Origin of the sequence: Halomicrobium sp. HM KBTZ05 (assembly GCF_041530035.1) — an archaeon.
Taxonomy (GTDB): Archaea; Halobacteriota; Halobacteria; order Halobacteriales; family Haloarculaceae; genus Halomicrobium.
Window position 1 is genome coordinate 1,052,479 of sequence record NZ_CP168057.1, and the last position, 17,423, is coordinate 1,069,901.

At 68.2% G+C, this 17,423-nt stretch carries 17 protein-coding genes and 1 pseudogene; 3 read left to right on the forward strand and 15 right to left on the reverse strand.

The annotated features are described in order from the left end of the window. Positions 1-7: 7 nt before the first annotated feature. The 8 genes from ACAH01_RS05475 to ACAH01_RS05510 form a co-directional block, all read right to left on the reverse strand. Positions 8-409, reverse strand: coding sequence for a zinc ribbon domain-containing protein (locus tag ACAH01_RS05475; RefSeq protein ID WP_153554045.1), 402 nt, complete (start codon positions 407-409; stop codon positions 8-10). 162 nt (positions 410-571) lie between these two features. Further along, entirely contained in the window at positions 572-1,252 is a 681-nt protein-coding gene (locus tag ACAH01_RS05480; protein WP_372480497.1) for a type I 3-dehydroquinate dehydratase, read from the reverse strand. 24 nt (positions 1,253-1,276) lie between these two features. Next, complete coding sequence (locus ACAH01_RS05485; RefSeq protein WP_372480498.1) at positions 1,277-2,335, reverse strand: site-specific DNA-methyltransferase; 1,059 nt, start codon at positions 2,333-2,335, stop codon at positions 1,277-1,279. 46 nt (positions 2,336-2,381) lie between these two features. Further along, positions 2,382-3,275 carry a methyl-accepting chemotaxis protein gene (locus ACAH01_RS05490; protein WP_372480499.1) on the reverse strand — a complete coding sequence of 298 codons (894 nt, stop codon included), beginning with the start codon at positions 3,273-3,275 and terminating at the stop codon, positions 2,382-2,384. A gap of 264 nt (positions 3,276-3,539) precedes the next feature. Continuing rightward, positions 3,540-4,523: a transcription initiation factor IIB family protein gene (locus ACAH01_RS05495; protein ID WP_153554049.1), complete on the reverse strand. Its 984-nt coding sequence runs from the start codon at positions 4,521-4,523 to the stop codon at positions 3,540-3,542. 257 nt (positions 4,524-4,780) lie between these two features. Further along, positions 4,781-6,622 (reverse strand): lysylphosphatidylglycerol synthase domain-containing protein, encoded by a 1,842-nt coding sequence (locus ACAH01_RS05500; RefSeq protein ID WP_372480500.1) that lies wholly within the window; start codon positions 6,620-6,622, stop codon positions 4,781-4,783. Between the two features lie 129 nt (positions 6,623-6,751). Then, positions 6,752-8,470 carry a radical SAM protein gene (locus tag ACAH01_RS05505; protein ID WP_372480501.1) on the reverse strand — a complete coding sequence of 573 codons (1,719 nt, stop codon included), beginning with the start codon at positions 8,468-8,470 and terminating at the stop codon, positions 6,752-6,754. A 59-nt stretch (positions 8,471-8,529) separates the two neighbouring features. Further along, positions 8,530-9,696 carry a hypothetical protein gene (locus ACAH01_RS05510; protein WP_372480502.1) on the reverse strand — a complete coding sequence of 389 codons (1,167 nt, stop codon included), beginning with the start codon at positions 9,694-9,696 and terminating at the stop codon, positions 8,530-8,532. Between the two features lie 348 nt (positions 9,697-10,044). Here ACAH01_RS05510 and ACAH01_RS05515 point away from each other — a divergent pair, with 348 nt between their 5' ends. Beyond that, a complete protein-coding gene (locus tag ACAH01_RS05515; protein ID WP_015763973.1) occupies positions 10,045-10,704 on the forward strand; it encodes an HAD family hydrolase in 660 nt (219 codons plus the stop codon). A gap of 149 nt (positions 10,705-10,853) precedes the next feature. On the opposite strand, the gene ACAH01_RS05520 is transcribed toward ACAH01_RS05515, so the two are convergent. From ACAH01_RS05520 to ACAH01_RS05530, 3 genes are all read right to left on the reverse strand, one after another. Further along, positions 10,854-11,678, reverse strand: coding sequence for an ABC transporter permease (locus ACAH01_RS05520; RefSeq protein WP_372480503.1), 825 nt, complete (start codon positions 11,676-11,678; stop codon positions 10,854-10,856). Further along, positions 11,675-12,691 (reverse strand): ABC transporter ATP-binding protein, encoded by a 1,017-nt coding sequence (locus ACAH01_RS05525; RefSeq protein ID WP_170095025.1) that lies wholly within the window; start codon positions 12,689-12,691, stop codon positions 11,675-11,677. Before ACAH01_RS05525 ends, ACAH01_RS05520 begins: the two co-directional genes overlap by 4 nt. A 95-nt stretch (positions 12,692-12,786) precedes the next feature. After that, positions 12,787-13,575 carry a DUF429 domain-containing protein gene (locus ACAH01_RS05530; RefSeq protein ID WP_372480504.1) on the reverse strand — a complete coding sequence of 263 codons (789 nt, stop codon included), beginning with the start codon at positions 13,573-13,575 and terminating at the stop codon, positions 12,787-12,789. 114 nt (positions 13,576-13,689) lie between these two features. On the opposite strand from ACAH01_RS05530, the gene ACAH01_RS05535 reads away from it, so the two are divergent. Both ACAH01_RS05535 and ACAH01_RS05540 read left to right on the forward strand, forming a co-directional pair. Then, complete coding sequence (locus ACAH01_RS05535; RefSeq protein WP_170095022.1) at positions 13,690-13,848, forward strand: hypothetical protein; 159 nt, start codon at positions 13,690-13,692, stop codon at positions 13,846-13,848. Further along, positions 13,848-14,228, forward strand: a pseudogene (locus tag ACAH01_RS05540) (Hsp20/alpha crystallin family protein); the annotation flags it as partial. The gene ACAH01_RS05535 and the pseudogene ACAH01_RS05540, both read left to right, overlap by 1 nt. A 24-nt stretch (positions 14,229-14,252) precedes the next feature. Here ACAH01_RS05540 and ACAH01_RS05545 read toward each other — a convergent pair. From ACAH01_RS05545 to ACAH01_RS05560, 4 genes are all read right to left on the reverse strand, one after another. Beyond that, entirely contained in the window at positions 14,253-15,356 is a 1,104-nt protein-coding gene (locus ACAH01_RS05545) for an NAD(P)/FAD-dependent oxidoreductase (RefSeq protein WP_372480505.1), read from the reverse strand. A 2-nt stretch (positions 15,357-15,358) separates the two neighbouring features. Further along, positions 15,359-16,135: a luciferase gene (locus ACAH01_RS05550; protein WP_372480506.1), complete on the reverse strand. Its 777-nt coding sequence runs from the start codon at positions 16,133-16,135 to the stop codon at positions 15,359-15,361. A 138-nt stretch (positions 16,136-16,273) separates the two neighbouring features. Next, positions 16,274-16,900 carry a CoA pyrophosphatase gene (locus tag ACAH01_RS05555; RefSeq protein ID WP_170095019.1) on the reverse strand — a complete coding sequence of 209 codons (627 nt, stop codon included), beginning with the start codon at positions 16,898-16,900 and terminating at the stop codon, positions 16,274-16,276. A gap of 53 nt (positions 16,901-16,953) precedes the next feature. After that, a complete protein-coding gene (locus ACAH01_RS05560) occupies positions 16,954-17,415 on the reverse strand; it encodes a hypothetical protein (RefSeq protein WP_208626634.1) in 462 nt (153 codons plus the stop codon). Positions 17,416-17,423: the final 8 nt, after the last annotated feature.

Here is a 17,423-nt window from a genome sequence, read left to right on the forward strand (position 1 = left end):
CTCCTCGTCACTGGAGCTCTGCCGTACACCAGTGACAGAAGTCGAGGTCCTCGTCGAGTTCCCGCCCGCAGTAGGGGCACTGCTGGCCCTCTTCGATGGCGGCCGCGGCGTTGATCTCGGTCGCGATCCGGTAGGCGTCGAGCACGCTCAAAAGCGAGACGGCCAGCAACGCGCCGCGGGCCTGCCAGGAGAGGGCGCGGGTCATCTCGACCGACGCCGTCCAGATCGCCTCCGGCGTCGTGGCCGCCGGGAGCGTGGCCTCCGGCGCGAGGATACTGACGCCGAGCATCGCGAGGCTGAACCACAGCAGCGCACGGATCCACTCACGGAGGTAGAGGTGACCGAGACCGGGCGAGAGAAACGCCAGGGCGGCGGCGAGCAGGGGCCGTTTCTGGTCTGCATCGACCATGGTACCCCCCACTCCCGGGCCAATCGTTGTTAATCTTGCGCACCGAGTTCTCTTCCAGTGGTTGCCGGTCGCTCTCCGGAGTCATACTGCCGGCTGTCACTTCGTGAGGATCTTCGCCACCCCGGGGTGGCGAAATCGGTCACAGATGTACAGCCGGTCGTATCAGGACAGCTGGTCGACCAGCCGTCTGAGCGTCGCCAGATCGTACTGTCCGGGTGCCGTGGCGTCGGCCGGATCGACGGGCGCGTAGCCGATCCGGGAGCCATACAGCGGCGCGACGGGCCGAGAGTGGCGGCCGGCCTCGCCCATCGCCATCGTCGCCACGGTCTCGCCGGCCTCGGTCAGCCGATGGGTCGCTTCCAGGAGCGCGAGCACGTCGCCACGGTCTCGTGCCGTCGTCGCGATCTTGCCCACGTCGCCGTACTCGCAGGCTCGTTCCAGCCGAGCCACGATGTCGTCTTCGGCCGGCGTCGCCTCGAAGTCGTGGGTCGAGACGACGACGCTCGCGCCGTGGTCGCGAGCGTGAGCGACGACGCGGGCGGCGTCGTGTGTCCCCTCGCCTTCGAGGGCAGCAAGCTCCACGTCGACGGCCGTCACGGCGTCGTGCTCGACGGCCGTTTCGAGGGCGTCGAGTCGGGCGGCGTCGTCCGCGGCCTCGCCGCCCTCCCACTCGACGCGGTTGGTCACCAGGACGGGCAGGTCACCCTCGTAGTCGTCGAGCATCGCCAGTGGCTCGTCGGCGAAGTCCATCCGTAGCTCCATCCCGTCGGCGTCCTCGCGAGCGGCCGGTTCGTCGGCGAGGTCCGCTCCCGCTGCCAGTAGCGTAAACGAGTCGAAGTCCATGCGCCGCTGTTCTTTTGACTCCCACTAAGCCTGTTCGCTCTCGCCGTCGGGGCACGCTTCGATCGGCGAGTGGGTCGCGCGATACCCCTCGTCGGTCCGTTCGACGCCGTCGACGCCGTAAAAGCGGATGCGTCGCTCCTGTTTGGTGTTGACGGCGGTGTCGTAGTGCTCGGCCTCGTAGCCGGGTTCGTTCCCGTCGGCTCGTCGCTGCTGGACCCACTCGCAGTGATCGGCGAGTCGCCGCTGGGTGATCGCCCGCGAGCGCTCGGGGGCGTCCTCGACGCGGTCGCCGAGCGCAGAGAGCAGATCGGCGTCCCGGTCGTAGCCCACCGAGTTGCGGCCGGCGACGAGCGCGGCCATCGTCGTCGTGCCGGTCCCGAGGAAGGGATCGAGGACGGTGTCGCCGTACGTCGAGAACATCGAGACGAGTCGGTAGGGCAGTTCCAGCGGGAAGGCACCGGACCGTTCGCGCAGCCCGTCCTCGACGGCCTGGCGCTCGCCCGTCAGCTCCCACAGGTCCGAGAACCAGACGTTTCGCTCCTCCCAGAAGTACGCGCTCTCGTAGCGGTCGTCGTCGCCGGGCGGGAAGGTGCGCCGTTGCCCGTTGCGAAAGACGAGGACGTGTTCGTGTTCCAGCGTCGGGTAGGCGTTGGGCGGCAACATTCCCGAGCCCATGAACTTCGTCGCGCGGTTCGAGGGCTTGCGCCAGAGGATGTCCGGTAGCGCCCGGAGGCCCCGGTCGGTCAGGCGGGTCGTGATCTCCGCGTGGTTCGAGAACGACCGAAAGCCGTCGCCGATCGAGCGGGTGGCGTCGCCGACGTTGATGCAGGCGATCCCGCCCGGCCGGAGTACCCTGACCACCTCGGCCCAGACGGTATCGAGCACGTCGTGCATCAACTGGAAGGCGCGCTCGCCGTCTTCGTCCGCCAGCGCGTCCTCGACGGCGGGGTCGAGCGTCGCGAAGATGTCGTCCCACATCTCGATCATCGGATACGGTGGCGAGGTCACGACCAGGTCGACGCTGTCGTGGGGCAGCGCCAGCTCGCGGGCGTCACCCGTCACTACCCGGTGAGTCGTCTCCATAGAACGGCAGTCGAAACGAACCCCCTCGTGTCTTCTGGTTCGCGCTCTAGCGGCGCTCGATCATGTCCTGCAGTTCGTTGACCTTCGCGGCCTGTTGCTCGTTGGCCGCGGCGATCTGCTCGATCTCCGTGGCGACCTCCTCGGCGCTCTCGGCGGTCGTGTCGACCATGCTCGCGACCTCCTCGGTCGAGGCGGCCTGTTCGTCCGTCGCGGAGGCGACCTCCTCGGCACCCATCGCGGCCTCCTCGACGGCCTCGTCGATCTTCCGGAGGATGTCGACGGCCGTCTCGACCTGCGTGAGCCCCTCCTCGACCTGCTCGTTGGCGTGGTCGATGCTCTGGACGGTCTCTTCGGTGTCAGACTTGATGTTCGAGACCAGCTCTTCGATCTCGGCCGCGTTCTGCTGGGACTCCTCGGCGAGGCTCTTGACCTCGTTGGCGACGACGGCGAACCCCTCGCCGGCCTCGCCCGCTCGCGCGGCCTCGATAGAGGCGTTCAACGCCAGCATGTTCGTCTGGTCGGCGATGTCGTTGATCACTTCGACGATCTCGTCGATCTCGTCGATGCGGTCGCGCAGCTGCTTGACGTCGGCCGATACGTCGGAGTTGGCCTCGTCGACGGCCTCCATCGCACCGATCGCGTCGTCGGCGGCCTCGCGGCCGTCGGCGGCGAGATCGCGGGCGTCGTCGCTGACCTGCTTGACCTGGCTGGCACTGGAGGCGACCTCCTCGACGGTCGCCGAGAGGTTCGACACCTCGCTGGCGACCTCGCGCATGTTCTCGGATTGCTCGTTGGCGAGATCGCTGATCTGCTGTGAACTCTCCGAGACACCCTCGGAAGCCCGGAGCAACTCATCGATCGCGCTCCCGAGTTCGCCACCAGCGAGAGTCCCACCAGACGAGGCCTCGACGCCTCCATCGGTAGTTGGTTCCTGGTCCATAGCGGTACCAGCGGCTGGGACCGAATTAAACGTGACCACTCAGTTATCAGGGCTGATTACGCCAGCGGCGGCGAGACGAGTGGCCGCGTCGGCTCGCCGTCTCCGAGCGGCGAAAAACGGGCTCCAGTCACACGGAGTCTGTCGCCGTTTGCCGGTCGACCGGACGGCGTCCGGCCGAACGCTGTGCGGACGGGCTCGGGAGACGACGGAGAGCGTCCCCCGGTGGCGTGGGGTCGATCCGTCCCGGATCGAGCAGCATCCGTATCAGGCCATCGGGAGGCCCTGCTCGGCCTCCAGCAGCTCGTGGTAGCGGTTGCGGATCGTCACCTCGGAGATGTCGGCGACCTCGCTGACGGCGGCCTGGGTCGTCTTCTCGTTGGTCAGCAGTGCGGCGGCGTACACGGCCGCTGCGGCCAGTCCGACCGGAGACTTGCCGGAGTGGACGCCCTGCTCTTTGGCGTTCTGGAGCAGCTGGCGGGCGCGGTGTTCGGCCTCGTCGGACAGTTCCAGCGAGGAGGCAAAGCGCGGCACGTAGCTCTCGGGGTCGGCCGGCGCGACTTCGAGCCCGAGTTCGCGGACGACGTAGCGGTACGTGCGTGCGATCTCGCTCTTCTCGACGCGGGAGACCTCGTCGATCTCGTCGAGGCTCCGGGGGACGCCGGCCTGACGAGCGGCGGCGTAGACGGAGGCCGTCGAGACGCCCTCGATGGAGCGGCCGGGCAGGAGGTTCTCGTCGAGCGCACGGCGGTAGATGACACTCGCGGTCTCGCGGACGTTCTCCGGGAGCCCGACGGCGGAGGCCATCCGGTCGATCTCGCCCAGCGCCTGCTTGAGGTTGCGCTCCTTGGAGTCACGGGTGCGGAACCGCTCGTTCCACTTGCGCAGGCGCTGCATCTTCTGGCGTTGCTTGCCCGACAGCGAGTTGCCGTAGGCGTCCTTGTCGCGCCAGTCGATGTTGGTCGACAGCCCCTTGTCGTGCATCATGTTGGTCGTCGGTGCGCCGACGCGGGACTTCTCGTCTTTCTCGCTGGAGTCGAACGCGCGCCACTCCGGTCCGCGGTCGATCTCGTCGGTCTCGACGACGAGTCCACAGTCCTCACAGACGGTCTCGCCGTGTTCGTCGTCGACGACCAGCGTGCCCGCACACTCCGGACACGCGGTCGATGTCGTCTCGCTCTCTTCTTCTGTCTGTTCCTCGTCGGTGGTCGTGCGCGCTCTCGCTCGCGTTCTGGTGTTCGAATCGCTCATTGTACGAATGCGGGCGCTATCCGGGGTATCGGTGCCGAGAACGACTGGCGTCGTCCCATGCCAGGCGACGAACGGCGATGGTTCCGGTCCGTCATCGACGATCCCGGACGCTCGATTGGTACCAACACAGTGCCTTCGAAACTCATTTAAATCTATCGAATCTCGAAAGTCGAAACCGGTGTGAACGGTGCGAACGTGGTGTTTGAGAGGGTTTGACGCACCCGTTCAAATAGGGTCTGGCCGACAGTTGGTACGTACTAGTCGGCCTCCGGCTCGATTTCGCCGGACTGCTGGGACTCTTCGACCGCGGTCGTCAGCGAGACGTTGAGCCAGGCCATCGATCCGAGCCCGCCGACGATCGTGACGGCGTTCTTGACGGCGTGATCGACGATCGAGATCGCGAGCGCGACCGGCCCCGTGACGGTCGTCAGCCCGACGACGATGAGGGTAAAGGCACCCTCGTAGAGGCCGATCCCACCCGGCGACAGCGGGAGGATCTTCGCGAGGTTACCGACGCTGACCGCGAAGAACGCGGCTGCCACCAGCGACGGGGAGAGTTCGATGCTGGGGAAGGCAGCGAAGACGACGACCGCCGTCAACACGTCGACGATCCAGATGACGAGGCTGCCGACGCCGACCCGGAGGAAGGCACCCCGGTCGGCGACGACGGTCTCGACGTCGCCGACGAACTGCTCGACGATCCCGGAGACGTACCGGGCGTAGGAGTCGTTGCTGAGCGCGGTGACCGCACGGTGGACGAGATCGCTGTCCCGGCGGGCGCTGACGACGATCACGGCGACGCCCGCGATGGCCGCCGCACCGACGACAGCGGCGACACGGAGCGCCGTCCGCGCCGCCGCGGCGGGATCGAGCGTGTCGTCCCCGATCGTCACCGGGGGCACGTCGGCCGCGATCGCTCGGGCGACCTGGTCGGTCCCGCCGGTGACGACGAGGCCCACGAGGACGCTCCCGGCCAGGACGGTGATCGCGAGCAGGTCGAAGACGCGTTCGACGGCCAGCGAGGCGAACCCGGTCGGATACGGGATCTGCCGGCGGGCCTTGACCACGTAAGCTCGGACTCCGTCGCCGAGCCTGGCGGGGAAGACGAGGTTCCCCGTCTGACTGATGAAGATCGCGCCCGTGAGGAACCACGTGTCGCTGTCGTGGCCCAGCCGAGCGAGAATGTCGCGATAGCGCTGTCCGCGCAGCGGCCACGACAGCAGGTACACCACGCCCGAGAGCGCGACGACGCCGCCGTCCGCCCCGCTGATCGCGTCCAGGACGGCCGCCGGGTCGAAGACGACCGTCACCGCGAGCACGAGCGCGGCGATCACCAGCAGCGACCCGGCAGTCATGCTCACCTTCCGTGTGATCCGGGGACTCACCGACAGCTGCCACCAGGTCCGGACGATCTGGCTCCCCATCCCGAACACGTCCCGCACGAGGTCGACCTTCGAGTCGCCCTTGGGCGTCCAGTCGACCGGGAACTCCTTGACGCGGTACCCCTTCCGCTGGGCGCGGACCAGCAGCTCCGTGTCCCAGAACCAGTGTTCGTCTTCGACATCGTCGAGGAGATCGAGCGCCGCCGCCCGATCGAACGCTTTGAAGCCACACTGGTGGTCCTGCAGGTCAGATCGCAGGAACAGCCGCACGAGGGTGTTGTAGCCGAGACTCGGCACCCCTCGTTTCGCGGGGCGATCGGCGCGGTTCTCCGGAAGCCACCGCGATCCCGTCGCCACGTCGTACTCGCCCGAACGGACCGACTCGACCAGCTCTTCGAGGTGGCGCATGTCCGTCGCCAGGTCGGTATCGAAGTACACCAGCGTCTCGCCGTCGGCCCGCCGGAAGGCGTCGGTCAGCGCGCCGCCCCGGCCCAGTCGCTCGTCGGAATGGGCGTGGCGGACCCGCTCGTCGGCGTCGGCCATCTGGGTCGCGATCTCCGGTGTGCGGTCTTCACAGCCGTCCTCCGCGACGATCACTTCGAAGCTCCCCGCTGGCAGGAAGGCCGCCAGCGTCGACAGCGTCGTCTCGACCGTCTCCTCGATGGTCGCGGCCTCGTTGTAAGCCGGCAGGACGACGCTGACTTCCACGTCGCTCATTGTGTCACGGTGCGCGAGCGACCGAAAAGTACCTTCTGTTCGGCCGACGACCGCGGTCGGCGATTTCATCGTGACGACCGTCGAAACTCCGTCGCCACGACACTGCCGACAGACCGACGGCTGGCCGTCTCAGTCTGCGCCCCGTCGGCGTTCGGCGGCGACGAACTGAGCCAGTGCGTCGTCGATCTCCTCGACGGAGTCGTAGGGTCTGTCGACGACGATGTCGCCGGCCGTCGAGCGCCCGATGCCGGGGATCGCCCGTAGCTCGGCCATCGAGGCGGCGTTCGGGTCCAGCGGATAGGGCACACCGGTCACCGACCGGTAGCCGTGGTCGGTGATCGCCACGTCGATGGTCCGGCCGAGTTCGCGTTCGCCGGGAATCCCCACCAGCAGCGGGTAGGTGCCAAGCTGGCGGCCGAAGGTCTTGCCGTCCTGGTGGTACTCCAGGGTCACGTCCGGGAGCACAGTCCCGACCGGCGCGACCCGCTTGAGCATCGGATTGTCGATCGTCTCGCGGACCTCCTGCTTGTACTGCTTGAACAGCTGCTTGTGGTCCTTGGCGATCTCCGCGCCGGTGTCTGCCATGTCGGTCCCCTCGAAGGCCATGACCTGCCGGATGTTGATCCGGCGCAGCATGTACCCCTCGTCGTAGACCCGCTGGAGGAACCGCTTGTTGTGCTCGAAGCTCTCCCGGCGTTCGCCCTTCAGTCCGTGGACGAGGTTGATCCCCGGCAGGAGCTTCGGGAGTCGGCTGGGGGCGTCACTGCCCGTACTGGGACCGCTGCCGGGCGACTCGCCCGGTCGGACGCCCGCGACCTCGTTGACGATCCGGACGGCCTGGAAACACTCTTCGGCGGAGACGTTGAGGTTGTTCTCTTCCTGGACGAGCGGGTCGGCCGACTCCAGGCCGAACGCCGCCGTGTCGCCGGGCGTGTTGTGCTCGGCGATGACGCGGATCCCCTCGCGGGCCTTCTCGGGCCACTCGACGATCGTGATGGGGTTCATGTTGTCGAGGTGCAGCGTCTCCAGATCCGGCGCGACCGACCTGATGCCGCCGTAGAGATCGCGGAGCGCGTCGGGGTTCGGTGCCTTGCCGTCGCCGCCGTAGGCGAGGATGTCCGCCTGCCGACCCAGCCGGAAGTTCGCGACGCCGCGATCGGCGAGGGCGTCGACCTCGTCGACGACGCTCTCGGGCGGTCGGAAGTCGGGGTCGCCGTACATCGGCTCCGTACAGAACGAACACCGATACGGACAGCCCCGCGAGGTCTCTAGCTCGGCGATGAGGTAGTCGGGGTGGTTGGGATGTTGCTCGACGACGAAAGCCCCCTGGCGCGCCCAGCGAGTCTCCTCGGGCACGCCGCGGTAGCGGTCTTCGAACCCTTCGAGTCCGTTGTCGACCAGATCGTAGGCCGCCGCTTCCACGTCGGCCATCGCCAGGAAGTCGAAGTCGAGGTCGTCGCGGGCCGTCTCGCTGGCCCCTTCGTTGGCCTCGCCGACGCCGAAGCGGACGGGGCCGCCCATCATCGACGTGCCCTCGGCAGTCCAGGCCAGCTTGCGGACCTCGTCGGGCTCTGCCGGCGTCCCGCCGACGTACTTGCCGGGGACGGTCATCCCGCCGACGTAGATCAGCAGGTCGGCGGCCTCCACGTCCTGCCAGCGGGCGGTGTCCTCTCGCAGCGCGTCGATCGTGTGGTAGGTGATCTGTGTCCGGGGGACACCGGCGTCGACGAGCGCTCCGGCGGTGTAGCGCGGATACGTCGAGATGTACGGCGGGACCCCGAAGTGGGCGGGCTCGTCGACGTAGCCGTCGACGATCGTCACCGAGAGGTCGGCGGGGTCGGTAGTCATACCCGTCGTTACCGCCTCGACGCCTAAAACGGTGTCTGGTCGGGATCGGAGTTGGCGGCTCAGCCTGCGAACGGGATGTACTTCAGGAGCGTGGCCGGGAGCCGACCGGCGGTCTGTTGCAAAATCGTCTCGTGGCCCAACAGCCGGTCTATGTAGTCGTCGACGACCGGGTTCGCGGACGCTTTCAGATCTGTGGGTTCGAGCTGTTCGTAGACCTGCCCACGGGTCCCCCGGAGCTGGCCACCGAAACGCAACAGATCGTCCGTGATCTGGAGCGCCCGTGGAGTCAGTGGTTTCCGAGCGGCGGAAACGCTGTCGAGGTCGTCGAGGGTCGCACCGAGGCGATCCCGGAGCCGCGTCAGGTGCTGGTCTTCCAGCATCGCGAAATCGTACGCCAGGTAGATGTTGTTGAGCAGTTGCAGTCGCTTCCAGCGACGGCTCCAGTGATGGTGCTCGTCGAACGCGCCGGTCTGGATCACTGCTCCCGGTCGAGCAACCGAGATGGCGTCCGTGTCGAAGCGGCCGATGTACGGCTTCGCGTGGCTGTTTAGCGTCTCTTCGTCCAGCGGCCGGTCGTCGCGGCGGATCAGCTGCCCCCGTTCTCGCTCGCTGAGCGCGTCGGCGTCGTAGAGAAACGAGATCGTGGCAACTGGCCGTTCACCGATTCGGCCGACGTACGTGTCGGGCACGGTCGCTCCGAAGAGCCACCGATCGATCGGTCGGAAGATCTCCTGGACGAGCGGACCACCGTCGTCGGCCCACGAGGGAGGATCTCCTGCGACGCGGAGGTCCTGACGAACGGTCCGCTGGAACGCGATGAAATCGGAGAGGTCGAGGGGCCTCGAACTCTCGAAGTACACTCGGAACCGGGCGACGGCCAGACCGAACGGGTAGTAGAGCACTCGGGCCGTCACGTCGAGGTTCACCAGATCGTACCGACAGAACGTCCAGTCGGGGAGCGTGAAATCGTAGCTGGGGACGCAAAACAGCGGCCGGAACTCGAAGTTGTTGCGCCGCTCCGGGTACTGGAGGTGATCCCAGAACTCCCACCCACCGTCGAAGGTGCCGACGGCGTCGACTTCGACCGTCTTCGCGTCGTGGTCGCCGTCGGTGACGAGGCTCTCGGACCTGTTCCGGACGGCCGGCCGTAGCTCGGACCGATCGAACAGCCGCTCCAGGTAGAACGCCTGTGTCGTCTCGGTGATCGTCCCCTCGTAGATCCCCATCGTCTCAAGCTTTATTTGCGAGTAGGGGTATTTTAAACCGTGGACTCTGTGGGCTGTAACGCCCTATACAGAGCCGCCGTGAGGCGGCACATTCGTGGTTAGAAGTCGGAACGGGGGTTAGACTCCCGCGATAACCTCGTCGTTCGCGGCGTGGCTCGATACCGCGCTGGGGGCGACTAGATCGGCGGGAAAAACCGTCGGTCGAACGTGCCGCCTCGCGTCCGCATTCATCCGTCGCTGTCGCCCGTTTCCCGACCTCTGAGTTCGTGAGTTCCTGCCGACTGGACGAAGCGGAGCCTCCAGCCGCGGTGGTGAAACACTTATACCACCCACCGACGTATTTGGCGTATGACCTACGATACCGTCGTGTTCGACAACGACGGTGTCCTCGTCGGTCGGACCGCCTTCGACGTTCTTCAGGACGCGACCCAGGAGACGTTCGAAGCGTTCGGTGTGACCGATCCGGACCCCAACCACGTCGAAAACATGACGGTGGGAGCGACCCCACACCAGGTAGCGACGATCTGCGGCCAGTACGATCTCCCCAGAGAGGAGTTCTGGCGCGCTCGCGAAGAGAAGATGGTCGAGGCCCAGCAGGAAGAGGCCCGCGCCGGACGCAAGCGTCCGTACGACGACATCGACACCCTCGACGGCCTGGACGCCGCGAAGGGCATCGTCAGCTCGAACCAGCAGGCGACCGTCGACTTCCTCCTGGATCACTTCTCGGTGCGGGATCACTTCGGCACCGCCTACGGCCGCGAGCCGACGATCCAGAGCCTCGATCGGCGCAAGCCAAACAGCCACTACCTCGACCGCGCGCTGGCCGACCTCGACGCCGACTCTGCGCTGTTCGTCGGCGACAACGAGTCCGACATCCGCGCCGCGGAGAACGCGGGGATCGACTCGGCGTTCATCCGTCGCCCACACCGCACGGACTGGGAGCTCAACGTCTGGCCGACGTGGGACATCGACTCGCTGTCGGACCTCCACGACATCTGCCGGACCTGAGACGGATTCTCGCCGTTTGCCCGGGCGAGCGCACGACGACGACAGCTACCGTTCCGGACGGAGTGTCGTCGCCGTCTCCTGGCTATCACCTCGTGAAGACCGTCTCCCTCGGGGTGGCGAAATCATTCACAGACGTACAGCCGGCAGTATCAGTAGTCCCCGAGCACGCCGAGTCGCCGGGCTCGCCGCGTCGCGCCCTCGAAGACGGCGTAGCCAAGCACGACGTAGCCAACGGCGACGCCGACGAGGACCAGCAGGTCGAGCCCGGGAAACTCCCACAGCCGCGTCCCGTCGATCATCGCCCGCTGGAGGAGCGCACTCCCCTGTGCCAGCGGGAGGAACTTCGTCCACCCGAGGTCGAACGCCGGGGCCGAGATCAGCAGGATGAACCCGAACTGGAGCAGGTTCAGCCAGTTGCCGATGCGCTTGTAGAGGACGGCGACGCCGCCGGCCGCGAAGCCAAGTCCCAGGACGGAGGCGATCGCCAGCCCGGCGACGACCGTGATCGTCACCACCGGCAACTGGAGCGTGGTGTCGGTGAGCAACAGCATCACCGCGAGGATCACCGCCGACGTGAGGAACGTCCGGACGACCTTCGCGACGCCTTTCAACAGCGCCACCGGCGCGAAGCCGAAGGGCGTCATGATGTGGCGTTCCAGCGTCCCCCACTGGACCTCGCTGCCGATGTCGTTCGAGATCGAGGAGTAGGCACCGACCGCGAGCGTCCACAGGAAGTAGCCGACGACGATCCCCTCCAGCGAGTCGGTCAGCGCCTGTCCGGCGATCATCCGGCCGCCGTAGAACAGCAGCCCGAAGAAGAACAGCGAGACGACGATCCCGCCGATGGCGTTGGCCGGGTAGCGCACGAACAGCAGGAACTCACGGACGAGGACGGCCCTCGCGAGGTGGTAGTAGGACGCCGGACGAGGCGTCTCACCGCCCCTCGGCGTCTCACCGGCTGGCTGCCCCGTCATCGTCGCCCCTCGCCGTCGTCGGTCAGCCCGAGGAACACGTCTTCGAGGTCGGACTGGGCCGTGTTCACGCTGTCGAGGGTCACGTCGGCGGCCCGTAGCTGGTCGGTCAGGTCGTAGAACCCCTCGCTGTCGGTCGCCACCTCGACGCGCGTTCGCTCGCCGTCGGTCGTCACCTGAGTCACCTCGAAGCGCTCGCGGAGGCGCGCGAGCAGCGCCTCGCCGATGTCCGGGCTGGCGACACTGAACCGCTGCGTGCCGTCGCCCGACAGGAGGCGCTCGACGGTGTCGTCCGCGATCACGCGCCCGTCGTTCATGATCACGACGCGGTCACAGACCGCTTCGATCACGTCCATGTCGTGGCTACAGAGCACGACGGTCAGCGACCGCTCGTCGACGATCCGCCGCAGTTCGCGTCGCAGCGTCAGCGAACTCTCCACGTCCAGCCCCAGTGTCGGCTCGTCGAGAAAGACCACGTCGGCGTCGGTCGCCAGCACGCTGGCGAGTGACACCTTCTGTTTCATCCCTCGCGAGAGGTCCCGCACCGCTTCGTCGGCCTTCTCGGCGAGGTCGAGCTGGTCGAGCAGCCGCTCGTGGCGCGCCGTCACCGAGTCGGGATCGACGCCGCCGATCGTCGCGAAGTACCGCAGGTTCTCCCGGACGGTCAGCCGCCAGTAGTCGTTGCGCGCGCCTTCGAGCATCGCGTCGACGTTGGCGTAGGCGGCACTCGGCTGTTCGTACACGTCGATCCCGTCGATCCGGACCGAGCCCGCGTCGGGCAACACCATCCCGAGGATCGCTTTGATCGTCGTCGTCTTGCCAGCGCCGTTGGGGCCGAGCAGTCCGACGACGGAGCCACGGCCGACGCTGAAGGACACGTCGTCGACGGCGGTGACCGCTGCCTCGCCGCTCCCGAACCGCTTGGCGAGCCCCTCGACGACGAGAGCGGCGTCGTCGGGCGGCTCGTCCGTCGCGGCCGCGTCGGCGCTCGTCTGCGGTCGCTCCTGGGTTTCCATCGACCGTCCGTACGTCGTGGCCGAGTAAAAAGTCCCGCACGCGTTCGTCGTCGTGGTGCCAGCCGAGCGTTCCCCGAGCGAATTCGGGGCGAATATTACACGTAGATGTGGCCTTCCTCGCGCGGGCCGTGGAGTGGCTGTCGCCCGTTCTCGGCGACCCGGCCAGCCGAGACCACCGCCGCGAGGCTGTCGAGCGCGTCGTGGTGTCGTTCGTACGCCTCGCGGAACCCCCCGAGATCGACGCTGCAGGCCTCGATCCCGTCGACGTTGGTCGCGCGCCGATCGCGCCGATCTCCCTTGTACCCCTCCCGGTAGAGCCCCAGCCAGCCGAAGGTCGCTGCGGGGTACACCTCGACGACGCGGGTCGGGGCGTCGCCGTCCTGCATCGGTGCGACGGCGACGGCGGGGTCGTCGGCGAGACCGGCAAGGACGTTCCCGATCCCGTAGAAGGTCTGGTACTGGACCATCCGGTCGTAGGGACACAGCGCGGCGCGACGCAGGTCCGTCTCGCGACGCAGCGACGCGGTGCCGTCGCCCGTGTACTCGCGAGCCGAGGAGCGACACGTCGAGGCGAACTCGTCGGGATCGGTCGGGCCGTCGAGGGTGAGCCACTCGACCAGCCCGGCCCACTCGCCGTCGCAGTGCTCGTCCAGCAGCGCCTGCGGGAGGCTGAACGGGAAGTCGAGTCCGACGACGTCGAAGGCCGTGAGCCGCGATCGCAGGCCGGCGTGGGCGTCCTCGCGGTCCGGTCCCCACCCGTCGGCCGCGCGATAGCAGTCTTCGACCCGCAGTCCGTCCCCCGTCTCCCGCGCCTCCGTCAGCCACAGCGAGCGCCCCGCGTCGCTCGCACCGCTGAAGTCGACGCCCAAGACACGCGAACTCATGCCCCAGCCCACTCGCCGGGCCGACATGAATGTTCTCGTTGTCACCGTGCGTCCGGCGGGGCGCGTACGCCGGGCTCCGAAAGCTGTTTGTCCCGCGCGGTCCAACAGAATCGTATGCCAGCGACGCTCGAACTCGTCTGTACCGACGACGGCTGCGAACTCGACATGTTCGAACTCCACTACACCTACGACATGCCCGACAGCGTGGGCGTGACCGACTTCCAGTGTCCCTACTGCGGGGGTGTCGACTGCCTGGAGGAGGTCGAGCTGTGATGTTCGACTTCGCCCGCTCGCTCGGCGACGCGATCGTCGAGAACGTCGGCCGCGCGGCCGGCCGCGTCCAGGAACGCACGCCGCTGCCGGCCGACCTGCTGGAGAGCGACGACGCGTACCTCGTGGTGTTCGACGCGCCCGGCGTCGAGGCGTCGGATCTGCAGGTCCAGTACGTCGACGACCGTGTCGAGGTCCGCGTCGACCGGTTCCGGCCGTTCCACGAGGACTTCGAGATGCGTTATCCCGGCCGCGGGCTCTCTCTCGACGGCAGCGTCACCCTGCCCGCCGACGCCGTGGTCGACGCCGAGGCCGCGTCGGCGACCCTGAAAGACGACGGCACGCTGCACGTCCGGGTCCCGAAGGCAGACGAAACGGCCGACTGACCGGTCGTCTCACCCGTCGTCTCAGTTCGGTCTCTCCTCGTCCTCGTCGAGCGTCATGCCGTCGACGATGTCGATCGTCTCGTCGCCGACAAAGCGGTCGGGATCGTAGGCGTCGACGCCCGGCCCGCCGAGGATCTGCTCGCCGATCCGCTCGCCCAGTGCCGGCGATCGCATGAGGCCGTGGCCGTGCCACCCCGTCGCCACGTAGAGCCCGTCTGCAACTGCACCCAGCAGCGGCTCTCGGTCCGGCGTCGCAGTACAGAGCCCGGCCCAGGACTGCGCTCGCGTCGCGTCGACGGTCGTCGCAGCCGTCAGCCGATCGAGCGCGCTCCGTTCGAAGCTCGCGTCGGCCTCGGGGTCCCAGTCGTCGGGATCGGCCTCGTGGGCACCGTCGCCGACGAGCAAGCCGCCTTCGCAGGGCCGCCAGTAGCACTGCTGGGTCGCGTCGTAGGCCATCGGAAGCGTCGCCCGCAGCGGTTCCGTCACGAGCGCCTGGGCGCGATAGGCCTGTAGCGGGAGGTCGACGCCAGCGTCGGCGACGAGCGGCTTCGTCGCGGGGCCGGCGGCCACGAGCACGGCGTCGAACGCGACCGTCCCGTCGGGCTCGGCGACCGTCGTCGGCCCGGCCAGCGAGACGGGGGTCTCCGTCCGGACGCCGACGCCGCGTTCCAGCACGGTCTCCGTCAGCGCACTCGCGTACTCGGTCGGATCGACGAAGCCGGCCCGGTGTGCGATCGCGGCGACGCCGATCTCGTCGGTGCGAAGCTGTGGGTACCGCTCGCCAAGTCGCTCGGGCTCGACCAGCGCCACGTCGCGCCCGTGGGCCTGCATCCGCGGAACCTGCTGCTCGATGGCGTCGGCGTTGGCCTCGTCGCCGTCGCGGGCGTACCAGACGTACGGACACTCGGTGAGCACGCCCAGCTCGCGGAACCGCCGGAGCGAGTCGGCGGCCACCGCGGCGTCCCGGTCCTCGGCGAACGCGTCGTAGCACAGCCCGGCCGCGCGCCCGGTCGCACCGCTGGCGATCTCCCCGCGGTCGTACAGTACCACCTCGGTGCCACGGTCGGCCAGCGTCCGTGCGGCGGTCAGGCCGACGGCACCGGCACCGACGACGGCGACTCGCATCGTCACCGCACCGGCTCGATGCCCCTGGCCGGGTAGCCGACGATCGTGTCCGCGCCGGCCGCTCGAAGCTGTGCGATGCGTTCTGCGACCGTCTCGGGCTCGCCCACGAGCGCGTAGTCGCGGACGGCCTGGGTGAGCACGTCGCGGGCTCGCCCGCTCGCGGTCGCGTCGGTCGCCGCGCCGTCGGGCAGGGCCGCACGGACCGGGCCGCGCCGGGCGGCGTAGTCGCCGACGGCGTCGAGGATCTCGCTCTCGTCGTCGGTCAGCACCGTCGGCGCGTAGAGGGCGATCTCCCCCTCGAAGCCGGCCGTTCGAAGCGCCCGGAGGTCCCGTCCCGTCGATCGAGAGAGCAACTCGAACTGGGTGCCGCCGATCGCCAGCGCGACGCGCTCGATGCCCTCGGTCCCGACCCAGGGGTCGGTGGCCGTCGCCGCGGCCGCTTCGAGTCGGGGAACGATCGCCCGCTCGGCCTCGTCGCTCGTGAGGTAGGCGTCGTGGCCGGCGACCAGCACTCGGCCGACACCGTCGGGAAGCGTCGCGAGCGTGCTGTCGTCGCCGAGCGGGTCGAAGCCGTCGCCCCGGACCGGCGTCGTCAGCCTGACGCGTTTCTGGTCGGCCAGCGCGGCGAGCGTCGACCGGTCTGGCAGGTGCTCGGCCCCTTCGTAGTCGATCGTCACCGTCGACACGTCGAGGCGACTGGCCTCTGCCACGTCGACCTCGGCGGGCTTGAGCGCTGCCGCGTCGATCCCGACATCGTCGAGCGTCACTCCTGTGAGCATGATTTGGGTGGGCGTCGTGCCCGTTCGATTGCTCACCCGTACCCGATCCGCTGGCAAATGCCTGTCGCTTGGGATCGCGGTCGCTCTCGGACCGACAGGGGGTCTCTCGACGGACGAGGTCGGGCAGCAACTGCCCGACTACACCTGATCGCGGACGCTGGACGGCAAGTCGTCGTCGGGGCCGGCCACGCGGTCCGGCTCGGTCGGCATCGTCCAGTCGGTCGCGAGTTCGAGCAACTGGACGAGCATCCGCGCGGTCGCCCCCCAGACGGTGTAGCCGTCGACGTGGAAGAAGTGCAGTCGGATGTCGCCGTAGTGTGGGTGGTCCCGGCGCTCGGACTCGTAGTTGTCCAGGTCTACGAGGTCGTCGACGGCGAGGACGACGACCTCGGCCACTTCCTCGTCGCTGGGCTGGTACTCCCGGTCGGGAATCCTGGCGACGAACGGCCGGACCGAGTACTCCGAGACGGTGCGGATGTCGTCCAGCCGCCCGATCACGTTGGCGGCGCGGGGGTCCAGACCGACCTCCTCCTGTGCCTCTCTGAGTGCGGTCCGCAACAGCGAGTCGTCCTCCGGTTCGCGGCCGCCGCCGGGGAAGCTCATCTGGCCGGGATGGTCCGAGAGGTGGTCGGCCCGCTTCGTGAACAGCACGGCGTGGTCGTCGGCGTCGCCCGCGTCGGTGACGACGGGGACGATCACGGCCGCCTCGCGTGGCTCTGCCGTGATCTCGATCGCCTCGTGGCTGGCGACCCGATCGAACTCCATGCGTCAGTGTGGGGCCGGGACGCTCTTAATTTGAGCGGAAACGCGCGAGTGGCTCACTCGCCGGCCGCGTCGGCGAGACGCTCGCGGGCCGCGCTCACGTCGATCGGACCCCACACTTCGAGTTCGTAGCTCACGTCCAGCAGGCGCTCGACGAACGCCTCGTTGTCCGAGCGGACGGCGACCAGACTCTCCTCGCGGAACCGCTCTTCGACGGCCGCCGCGAGTCGCTCCCTGTCGATCGATCGCTCGGGCACGTCCATGATGTGTGGCAGGTCCGTCGCGCCGTCGGGCAGTTCCGGGAACGCCGCCGGCCCGGCCGCGAGCAGTGTCTCGCCGTCGCGTTCGACGACCGCGAGGTGATAGGCGGCGACGGCGTCGTCGATCGCCCCCGCTGGATCGTCCACGTCTTCGCCCCGCTTGAACGCCAGCTCGGAGAGCGCCTCGATCAGTTCGTCGCGGGTGAGCGCGCCGAACAGGTCGACGACGCCCGCGAGTTCGTCGGCCGTCGGTTCCATACCGGTCC

Bases quoted from the DNA above. Each gene is read 5' to 3' on its own strand.
- ACAH01_RS05545 (WP_372480505.1), bottom strand. From the start codon at position 15,356: ATGCGAGTCGCCGTCGTCGGTGCCGGTGCCGTCGGCCTGACCGCCGCA.
- ACAH01_RS05505 (WP_372480501.1), bottom strand. From the start codon at position 8,470: ATGACTACCGACCCCGCCGACCTCTCGGTGACGATCGTCGACGGCTAC.
- ACAH01_RS05490 (WP_372480499.1), bottom strand. From the start codon at position 3,275: ATGGACCAGGAACCAACTACCGATGGAGGCGTCGAGGCCTCGTCTGGT.
- ACAH01_RS05550 (WP_372480506.1), bottom strand. From the start codon at position 16,135: ATGCTCACAGGAGTGACGCTCGACGATGTCGGGATCGACGCGGCAGCG.
- ACAH01_RS05515 (WP_015763973.1), top strand. From the start codon at position 10,045: ATGACCTACGATACCGTCGTGTTCGACAACGACGGTGTCCTCGTCGGT.
- ACAH01_RS05500 (WP_372480500.1), bottom strand. From the start codon at position 6,622: ATGAGCGACGTGGAAGTCAGCGTCGTCCTGCCGGCTTACAACGAGGCC.
- ACAH01_RS05525 (WP_170095025.1), bottom strand. From the start codon at position 12,691: ATGGAAACCCAGGAGCGACCGCAGACGAGCGCCGACGCGGCCGCGACG.
- ACAH01_RS05480 (WP_372480497.1), bottom strand. From the start codon at position 1,252: ATGGACTTCGACTCGTTTACGCTACTGGCAGCGGGAGCGGACCTCGCC.
- ACAH01_RS05475 (WP_153554045.1), bottom strand. From the start codon at position 409: ATGGTCGATGCAGACCAGAAACGGCCCCTGCTCGCCGCCGCCCTGGCG.
- ACAH01_RS05530 (WP_372480504.1), bottom strand. From the start codon at position 13,575: ATGAGTTCGCGTGTCTTGGGCGTCGACTTCAGCGGTGCGAGCGACGCG.
- ACAH01_RS05560 (WP_208626634.1), bottom strand. From the start codon at position 17,415: ATGGAACCGACGGCCGACGAACTCGCGGGCGTCGTCGACCTGTTCGGC.
- ACAH01_RS05520 (WP_372480503.1), bottom strand. From the start codon at position 11,678: ATGACGGGGCAGCCAGCCGGTGAGACGCCGAGGGGCGGTGAGACGCCT.
- ACAH01_RS05555 (WP_170095019.1), bottom strand. From the start codon at position 16,900: ATGGAGTTCGATCGGGTCGCCAGCCACGAGGCGATCGAGATCACGGCA.
- ACAH01_RS05535 (WP_170095022.1), top strand. From the start codon at position 13,690: ATGCCAGCGACGCTCGAACTCGTCTGTACCGACGACGGCTGCGAACTC.
- ACAH01_RS05495 (WP_153554049.1), bottom strand. From the start codon at position 4,523: ATGAGCGATTCGAACACCAGAACGCGAGCGAGAGCGCGCACGACCACC.
- ACAH01_RS05510 (WP_372480502.1), bottom strand. From the start codon at position 9,696: ATGGGGATCTACGAGGGGACGATCACCGAGACGACACAGGCGTTCTAC.
- ACAH01_RS05485 (WP_372480498.1), bottom strand. From the start codon at position 2,335: ATGGAGACGACTCACCGGGTAGTGACGGGTGACGCCCGCGAGCTGGCG.